The organism is Longimicrobium sp., from assembly GCF_048594345.1.
In the GTDB taxonomy this organism is placed as follows: Bacteria; Gemmatimonadota; Gemmatimonadetes; order Longimicrobiales; family Longimicrobiaceae; genus Longimicrobium.
This window is the reverse complement of record NZ_JBMDXM010000080.1, coordinates 38,196-47,319: the sequence shown is the minus strand read 5'-3', so window position 1 is coordinate 47,319 and position 9,124 is coordinate 38,196. Positions and strand designations below refer to the sequence as shown.

The 9,124-nt window shown below is 74.2% G+C and carries 4 protein-coding genes; 1 reads left to right on the top strand and 3 read right to left on the bottom strand.

Annotated features, from left to right (window positions below):
- Positions 1-1,212: hypothetical protein (locus ACOJUJ_RS08795; protein ID WP_420126487.1), on the top strand; the 1,212-nt coding region annotated here is incomplete at its 5' end.
- Between the two features lie 160 nt (positions 1,213-1,372).
- On the opposite strand, the gene ACOJUJ_RS08790 is transcribed toward ACOJUJ_RS08795, so the two are convergent.
- The 3 genes from ACOJUJ_RS08790 to ACOJUJ_RS08780 all read right to left on the bottom strand — a co-directional run bounded on the left by ACOJUJ_RS08790 (position 1,373) and on the right by ACOJUJ_RS08780 (position 9,096).
- Positions 1,373-1,810, bottom strand: coding sequence for a response regulator (locus ACOJUJ_RS08790; RefSeq protein WP_420126486.1), 438 nt, complete (start codon positions 1,808-1,810; stop codon positions 1,373-1,375).
- Positions 1,811-2,259: 449 nt separating this feature from the next.
- A complete protein-coding gene (locus tag ACOJUJ_RS08785) occupies positions 2,260-7,842 on the bottom strand; it encodes an SdrD B-like domain-containing protein (RefSeq protein WP_420126485.1) in 5,583 nt (1,860 codons plus the stop codon).
- A 33-nt stretch (positions 7,843-7,875) separates the two neighbouring features.
- Entirely contained in the window at positions 7,876-9,096 is a 1,221-nt protein-coding gene (locus ACOJUJ_RS08780; protein ID WP_420126484.1) for a hypothetical protein, read from the bottom strand.
- Positions 9,097-9,124 lie beyond the last annotated feature (28 nt).

The window sequence follows — 9,124 nt, the reverse complement described above, 5'->3', positions numbered from 1 at the left end:
ACCTCCGCGCAGGCGGTGGGGAGCCCGGCCGCGCGCCAGGCGCCGTGGGCGGAAGGCGACCGCTTTGTGCTGTCGGAGCCGGGGACGGCGGCGGTGCATGCGCGCGTGGTGCGCGTGTACGGCGGGCACCTGGTGTTCGCGCTGGCCGAGGGCGAGGAGCCCGCGGGCGGCGTGGAGGCGTGGACGGCCCGCGCCGACAGCGCGTTTCGCCTGCTGGTGCAGCACGGCTACCCGGTGATGGAACGCGCGCTGACGGCCACGCGTCCGTCCAGCGGCGCGGGCGCGGGGCAGCTGCTGGTCGTGGCCCGGCGCGAGGCCAGCGCGTACCTGGGCGCCACCGTCACGGTGGGGGCGGAGGGGCGCGCGTACCCGTACGTGCTGGCCAACAGCGCCTACGCGTTCAGCGCGGCGGGGCTGCTGCGCACGCTCTCGCACGAGGTGGCGCACGCGTGGCAGACGGCGTGGGCGTCGGAAACGCGCCCGGCGGGGACGCTGGGCACCGGCGCGCCGAGCTGGGCGGTGGAGGGGAACGCCGACCTGCTGGCGTGGGCCACCCTGCGCCGGGCGCTGGGCATTGGCGCGGCGGAGAACTGGGAGTGGGCGGGGCGGATGACGGACGCGTCGGTGGCGCCCTACGCGCTCCTTGCCGCCGGCGCGCGCGGCGACCTGACGGCGGGATACGCCAGCAGTGCGTCGTTCCAGGCAGACCTGGCGCTGCGCCTGGTGCAGGGGGGGATGGACGAGGGCGACGCGCTGGCCGAGGTGACGCGCGGCGTGCTGGAGGGGTGGCACGGCTGGGACGCGGCCGGCGCGCGGCGGTCCGGCCTGGCGGGGCGGATGCGGGCGCGGCTGGGCGGTGCGTGGGAGCCGGAGACGGCGTTGCTGGGATGGGCGCTCAGCCAGGCCGCGGACGACCTGACGGCCAATCCCGCGCTGCAGAACCCGGCGTTCGCGCGGGTCAGCACGGCGGCGGGGGACGCGGGGCTGGGATGGCTCCCCGCGGCGGTCCTGCGCAGCGGCGGCACGGCCGGCCGCGCGGATCCCGCGGCGCAGGCATCGCTGGCGGGGAACGCGGCCACGGTGGCGGCGCGCTACGGCAGCCCCGGCTACGTGCTGATCGACGACGACGGCTTCGGCGGCGCGTACACGCTCACCGCTTCGGCGGGCGGTGCGGCGCTGGACGCGGCGTGGATGATCGTCCGCATCCGCTGACAGTCATCCATCCAAACAGAACGGGTACAGAGGAACGGAGAACAGCCGGAGATGCAGAGGAAAACGAAAAAAAGAGGAAGAATCCGTCTTCCTCTTTTCCTCTTTTCCTCTGCATCTCTTTTTGAACCTCTGTTCCTCTGTACCCCCAGCCGTTGTGGATTCAGAAGTTGAGCACGGCAGCGGGGATGCGGGAAGATGGGGCCGGCTGGGAGATGGGAATGGCGTGCTGCAGCCAGGCCGCCAGGCGGGGCAGGAGCGAGGCATCCTTGCGCATGGATCCCGATCCCCCCGCCGCGCGCGCGCCGTCCGCCAGCGTCCCCGTCGCCAGCGAGCTGACGAAGACGCAGGGGATGTCGGCGTACGCGGCCAGCCGGCGCAGCTCCGTGCAGACCGCAAAGCCGTCGCTCCCCGGCATCTCCACGTCCAGCAGCACCGCCGCGGGCACCTCGCGCTCCTCGCGCGCCCACTCCAGCAGCGCGTCGCCGGTGACGAAGCAGCGTACCTGATAGCCAAGGCTGGTCAGCCACACGCACACGATCTCCGCGTGCATTTCATCGTCGTCCGCCACGGCGATCAGCGGGGGTGCTGCATCCTGCATGCTGCGCGGCCTTCGGTGAGATGTACGTCAGGGAATGATGATGATGATGTGACCACGTCGGCCGGACAGGCCCAAAGTCGATCGCGGCAACCAGTCATCCTGAGAGGGGTGTTGAGAAACCGCAGTTCTTCGTACGAAGCGCACAGTCATCCTGAGGGAGCGCCACGCGGAACCTTCAGGAACACAAGAGCTTACGCGCGACCGAAGGACCTTCTCTCCGCCACCGTGAGGCCAGCTGCCGGGCATGAAGCCAGCCTTACGCTTCTGCCGGCAAGGTCCTTCGGTCGGCGCCAGAGTATCGTGTATGAGCAGGTTATGGAGCGGCGCCTCCCTCAGGATGACTGGCACAGATCCGAGGTTTCTCAACGCCCTCTGAGGAAGGCGCGTGCGGATCGGTAACACCCCACCACGCCTCAGGCAGTCAGCTCTGACGATCCAACGACACCCACTCAGGGGTCGCGGGCCAGGCGGCGGCGCCAGAAGGTGCCGGCGTCCTCCAGCAACCCTTCGGTAAAGCGGATGCCCAGCGTGGCGTAGAAGCCCTCGCCGCCGTGCGCGGCAAAGTCGGGGTCCACCAGCCCGCCGAAGCGGTAGCCGGCCTCCAGCTCCACCCCGCCCATCCCCGCCGCCACCGCGGGCGCCAGGTTCCACGCGCGGGCGCCGCCCTCGGCGTCCACCAGCAGCCGGCCGTCCAGCCGCAGCCGGAAGCGATCGTCCAGCACCTGCTCGGCGCGCGCGCCGGCAAAGTGCGCCATGGATCCCAGGTCGGTGAGCCCCGCCGTGCTGTCGCTGCGCATGGACCAGCGCGTGGCCCAGCGCGCCGCCAGCTCCGTGCCAGGCCGCACGGCCCACACCGCGTCGGTGGCGCCGATCAGGCGGCGGTCGTCGCCGGCGCCGGAAAGCAGGCCCGTGGCGCCGCCCAGCGCGCCGGCGGTGCGCCGCCACTCCAGCTTGGCCAGCACGTTCAGCGCGTCCGTCCCCGCGGGGCGCATGGCCAGGCCCACCAGCGAGCGGTCGCGGCGGCTGTCCATCGTCCCACCGGTAAGGTCGTTGCGCTCGTCGCGCAGCCAGTCGTGGCGGGTAAGCAGCGTCATCCCCCGCCCCACCGGCGCGTCGCCGGCGATGTCCCAGCGGTAGCCGCGTGATTCCAGGCCGCCGTGCACCTCGGCGCGGGCGCTGAAGCGCGGCGTGCTGTCCGTGGGCAGCCACTCCAGCCCGGCGCCGGCGCTCCAGCGGTCGCGCTCCGTCTGCGCGAACGGCAGGGCGCGCGACGGGTCCAGCAGCGGCGCGCGGCTCAGGCCAAAGCGGCGCTCGTACATCCCCGTGGCCGACCACCCGCCCGCGATCGCCAGCCGCTGGCTCCATCCCAGCACCGCGCTGTGGTTGGCCTGGCCGTCGTCCGCGCGCTCCAGGCCGCCCCACACCTGACCGCCCAGGAACCGGTCCAGGCGCAGGTTCATGGAGGTGAGGCCGTACGAGAAGGACGTGTCGCCGCGCACGGTGACCCAGCGGTGGCCGGCGTCCACCCGCACCCCCGGGAACACCCGGTAGGCGGCGCCCACGCCGATCTGGTCCGGGCGCGACGTGGACAGGTCGTCGTCCGCGGAAAGCGAGCGCGTTCCCTCCACCCATACGTCCATCAACGGCGTGGCGGCAAAGGTCAGCTTGCCCAGCGCCGAGCTGCTGCTGGCCGCGCCCTGCGCGTCGCCGCTCACCCCGCCCTGCACCGTGAGCGCGCGGCCGGCGACCGACTGCTGCAGGGAAAGCATGGTGTTCTTGCGCTCCACGTCGTAGCCGTCGAAGCGCTGGCGCTCGTGGGTCAGGCGAATGCGCGACCCCTTGGCCACGCGGGTGTCGGCCGAGACGCGCAGCTCCTGCACGCCCGCCGCCAGCCGCGGGTCCGTGCCCGGCGCAAAGCCGGCACCCACCCGCAGCCACTCCGCCGCCACCCGCGACCGCTCGCCCGGCGCCGTCCACGACAGCGTGGCGACCCCCGCCATGGCGCTGCTGTCGGAGCGGAGCGAGCGCAGCAGCTCGCCGCCAAAGGCCAGCCCGCCACGGCTCAGCCGCAGCCCCGTGCCCACCAGGTTGCGCTCCGACTCTTCCGTCGCGCCTTCGCCCGCGTCGTGCAGCCCCATCAGCGACACGCGGACGCTGTCCCAGCCGCGGACGCGCAGGAAATCGCGGGCGTCCACGTCCATCCGCAGGCCGCCGACGACCTGCCGCTCGCCGCCGGAGCGCCGCTCCGTCATCGCCACCACGTAGACCGGGTTCCCCGCCGCGTCCGCGGCCGGAACCGGGTGGTTCAGCAGCACGTCGCCGGTGGCGTAGTCGATCTGGTAGTCGGCAAAGCGCTGCAGCTCCTGCCGGGCGATCACCCGGGCGGCGTTGTCGATCGCGCGCACCTCGATGGCCACCCGCTCCGTCCCGGGGCGAATGCCGCCGCCAAAGCGGTAGGGGCCGCTTACGCCCTCGCCGCGGCGCTGCTGCTGCGAAAGCACCTGGTCGGTAAGGCTGGCGTAGCCGCGCCAGGTGGCCGCGCCCGTCGTCATCCGCCCGCTCACGCCGGTCAGCGCGCGCTGGTACACGCCCAGCCGCCCGTCGCCGCCAAAGTCGGCCGTGCGCACGTCGCCCAGCTCCACCCAGTCAAAGCCGTTCTCCACGCGCGCGCTCAGCGTCTGCGTGGCCCCGGCCAGCACCCGGCGGTCGCTGCCGTCGCCCATCGTGGGATAGCGCGACTCGTCCAGCGGGTCGTAGCCGCCGGCAAAGAACTCGTCGTCGGGGTTGGCGCGGCGCGAATCCCAGGTCACGCTCACCGTGGTCTCGCGACCCACCGTACCGCGCGCCGTCACCGAGCCGAAGGCCTCGGGCGCGGCGCCCACGCCCACCTCGCCGGCGCCGGTGACGATCAGCGGGCGCAGGTTGGGCAGGACGTGCAGCGTCACGCTGGCCTCGGCGTCGCCGCTGGCCAGGCGCAGCTCGCCCACGCCCACCTCGTGCCCCGGGCGCACCAGCAGCTCGGCCCAGCCGTCCGTGCCCACGGCGGCCTGCACGCCCACCGACGCCACGTCCGCGTCGCCGCCCTCCATCTCCGCCAGCCCCGCCTCGGCCGTCACCATGGCGCCGCCGGCCAGGGGCACGCCCCACTCGTCCAGCACGCGCACCCGCACCGCCGTGCGGCCGCGGCCGTCCGCGCGCAGCTGCACGGCGTCCGACGGCACCTCGATCTTCGCGGGAAGGCCGGAGCGGTGGACGGTGACGCTGTCCCAGCGCTCCGTGCCCCACGAGCTGGTCATCGACGCGCGCAGCCGGTGCGGCCCCTCCGACAGCTCCAGGCCGATGAAGTCGATCTTGCCGTCCGGGCGCAGCGTGCCCTCCGCCACCTGCTTCTGGCCGTCGAACAGCTTGACCGCCGCGCCCGGCTCGCCCGCCAGCCCCACGTACAGCCGGTTGGACGAGACGACGGCGCCGTCCATGGGGCTGAACACGCGCACCACCGGTCCGGTGGCGAACGTTCCCGCCTCTTCCGTAGCGCGCTCTTCCGCCGTCCGCAGCGGCGCCACCCGCAGCCGCGGCGTGGAGTCGGCCACGGCGGACGCGGCGGCGGGGGCCACGGTGTCGGCGGCGGCCGGGGCGCCCAGGCCACCGGCGATGACCAGGATGGATGCGGTCGCGGGCTCCGGCTCTTCGACGTCGTCGTCTTCGGGCCGCCACGCGGGCGCGGCGGCCGCCAGGACGGAGCCATGGGGCCCGGACCCGGGCGTTTCCGTGACAGCGCCGGGGGTGCCCGGCACGGCGCCGGCGGACCGGCGGCCGTCGCCGGACGGCGCCAGGCCGGACCCGGGCGCGTCGCCGAACGACGAGGCGGCCGAAACCGTCGCGTCCACGGCGGGCGCGGCGTCCGGAGCCGGCGCCGCAAGGGCGGACAGGGCCAGCGGCGCGCCGGCGCGGGGCACCAGGCGGAAGTCGGCGCGGGGCATGGTCCACCCGTCCAGGCGCACGCGGACGATCACGTCCGCGGCGCGGGCCAGGCCGGTGCCGGCGGGAACGCCCAGCGTGTCCAGGCGAAGCGCGTGCATCCCCGTGCGCAGGTTGGGGAAGCTGTAGCGCCCCTCCGCGTCGGTGGTGACGATCTCGCCGTCCTCGCTCCAGATCTCCACCCCGGGCACGCCGCGCTCGCCGCCGCCCTGGCGCCCGTCGCCGTCCTCGTCCAGCCACACCTTGCCCACGATCACGCGCTGCTGCATGGCGTAGCCGCGGCGCACGCGCAGCCAGGCGCTGGCCGGCGCGCTGCGCACCGCCCCGCCCTCGGCCGTGACCACCACGCGGTTCTCCACCACCGACGCGCGGCCGGGGGACACCAGCGTTACGGCGTAGCGCACCACGTGCTCCGCGCCCGGCGCCAGCGGCCCCGCCAGCCACAGGGTCAGCGCGCGCCCGTCCACCCGCGCCGAGTCGGCGCCGGACAGGTGCTCCGGCAGGTACCGCACGCCCGCGGGAAGGGTGTCGTGCAGGACGATGCCGGACAGCGGCGCCAGGCCCACGTTCTTCAGCGTGACAGCGTACGGCACCGCCTCGCCCAGCCCGGCCTCCAGCACGCCGGCCGCCTTGACCACCTCCAGCTCGTCGCCCTGGAACGGCTGCACGTCCAGCCCCGCCGCCGCCGCCGAGACGGCCGCCGCGTTGGCCCCGCGCAGGGTGGCGTGGTTCACCAGCATCGCGCCCTCGGCCGCGCGGCCCGTGGCGCGGGTCACCAGGTTCACGGCGCCCGTCTGCCCCGGAGCCAGCGTTCCCAGCGTCCAGCGAACCTCCTGCCCGTCCACCTGCGGCTGCCCCTCGGCGCTCACGAAGGTCAGGCCCTCGGGAAGCGTGTCCACCAGCACCGCCTCGCGCACCGGCACCACCGCCGACGCGTTGGCCCAGGTGAGCCGGAAGTGCACCTCGCCGCCCAGCGGCACGGAGGCGTCGCCTACCAGCTCCTTGGCCACCGACAGCTCGGCCATCGAGACCGTGGTCCCCACCGCCGGCGAGGCGACCGCGACCGAGTCGGCCGTCGCTTCGCCCAGGCGGTAGCGCAGCGTGGCCACGTTGGTGAGCGTGGCGCCCGCGTCGGCGCCCACCACGGCGCGCAGCGTCACCGTTCCCGCCGCGGCGGGAAGCAGGTCGCCCAGCACGGCGTGCACCGTCTCGCGCCCGTCGGCCGCGCGCTCCACCCGTCCCGCGTCGCCGTCCGCCTCGTCCGTGAGCGCGGCGCCGTTCAGCCGCAGCGATCCGGGGACGTAGCGCACGCCGGCCGGCAGCGGGTCGGACAGCGAGGCCGCCGGGGCCGCCGCGTCGCCGCGGTTGGCGTAGGAAAGGGTATAGGTCAGCGTGTCGCCGCTGGTGGCCTGCGCACGGTCCACCGACTTGCCCATCGAGACCGCGGGGAGCGGGCGGTGCACGTTGATGTCGTCGCGCACGCTCGCCGTCACCGCGGCGTCCATTCCGCTGGCGGCGGTGACGGTGATCGCCACGGCCGGGTCGTCCGGCGCGTCGGCGGGCACGTCCACCACCAGCAGCAGCGCGGCCGTGCCGCCGCGCTCCAGCGGGAGGGGGCCCGAGACCGGCGTGTCGCCGGCCCCGAGCACCCCATCCCCGTCAAGATCCAGGTAGAGCGAAACGCCCCACCCGGCCGGACCCGCCACGCGCAGCGTGTACGCGTCGGGGCCCGTCCCCATGTTTTCCAGCAGGTGCGCAAGCACCCGGCGCTCGCCCGGGCGGGCGGTCGCCTGCCGCGGCGGGGTAAGGGCCACCCCGGCCGTCAGCTTCATCACCACGGTCGCGGCCGCCGTATCGACGCCCGAGTGGGTTACCCCCGCGGCGGTATACGTCACGGTGGCGCGGTTCACCACCGGCAGGGTGTCGGGAACCTGGGCCGCCGCGCGCGCGGTGGTCCCCAGGACGAGCAGCAGGGCGGCCGCAAGCCCCCGCCAGGCCGAAGCCTGGCGGTGCCCGCGGTCACCCGCGCCCGAGCGCATCACGTAGAAGCGCATCCCCTGAATCCCTGAGATCGTCTGGAGGAGTGGTTACTTGATCCGCACGCGGACCCAGAAGTACCGGCTGGCGCTGGCCGCCAGGGTACCGCCGAGCGTCGCGGAGACGGTGCCCGCCGACTCGCTGATGGTCCAGCCCGCCGCGTCGGTCGAGGTCGACACGTAGGTCACCTGCCCCGGCAGCACGTCGCTCACCGCCACGGTGCTCGCCGCGGCGCCGCCCGTGTTGGTGACGGTGATGCGGTACTGGATGTACTCGCCCGGCAGCACGCGGTCGGAGCCGGTGATGGCCGTGGTCTGGTCGTCGCGGAAGGCGACCTTGGCCATGCTCAGCGCGGCGCGCACCACCTGGATGGTGACGTAGCCGGGGTCGCTGATGCTGGCGTTGTTGGCCGAGGTGGCCGTCAGGTTCAGGTTCTGCGTGGCGCCCGCGGCCACGTTGCCCACCGTGTAGACCACGGTGACCGTGGTGTTGCCGCCTGCGGCGATGGTGGCCGAGCCGCTGGTGCCCGCCACGCCGTTCACCGACACGATGGTCAGCGCCGAGCCGGTGCCCAGGCTGGCCGCCAGGCTGAAGGTGTCGCCGGCGTTGCCGTTGTTGGTCACGGTGAACACCTGCGAGTACTGCGTGCCGTTGCTGGGCAGGCGCTGGATGGTGCCGCCGTCGGGCGTCACGCTTACCGCGGCCGCCACCGGCGGGATCACGTTGGTCGTCGACGCGTCGCTGGTGGTGGGCGTGCGGCGCGAGGTGGCCGTCATCGTCACCGGCGTGGTCAGTCCGCCGCGGCCGGGGGCCACGGTGTACACCACCGTCACCGTCACGCTGCTGCCGGCGGTGATCTGCGTGCCCGCCAGCGCGGCGTTCAGCTCGGCCAGGGTGGCGTAGGTGGTGCCGCCCACCTTGTAGCCGGTCACGGTGACGCCCGTGGCCACCGTAAAGGCGGCGGTCACGCTGTCCACGCCGTTGCCGGTGTTGGTCACGGTAAAGGCCAGCTCGTTGCCCGTGCTGGGCGAGGCCGGGGTCACCGTGGCCGGCGACGTCACGTCGGGGCCGGCCAGAAAGCCCACGATGACGGAGGCGCTGGCGCTGACCGACGCGTACGTGTTGCTGTTGGCGTCGGTCCAGCTGGCCGTCGCCGTGTTGGTGATGGTGGTGCCTTCGGGCGTGGGGGTCTGCGCGCTGGCGCGGCCTGGCAGGGCCAGGGGCGCCAGGAGCAGCACCGCCATGGCGGCACGTCTCAGGACGTGGGTCATCTTCAGGGTCCTCTTCGGGGATTGAGGG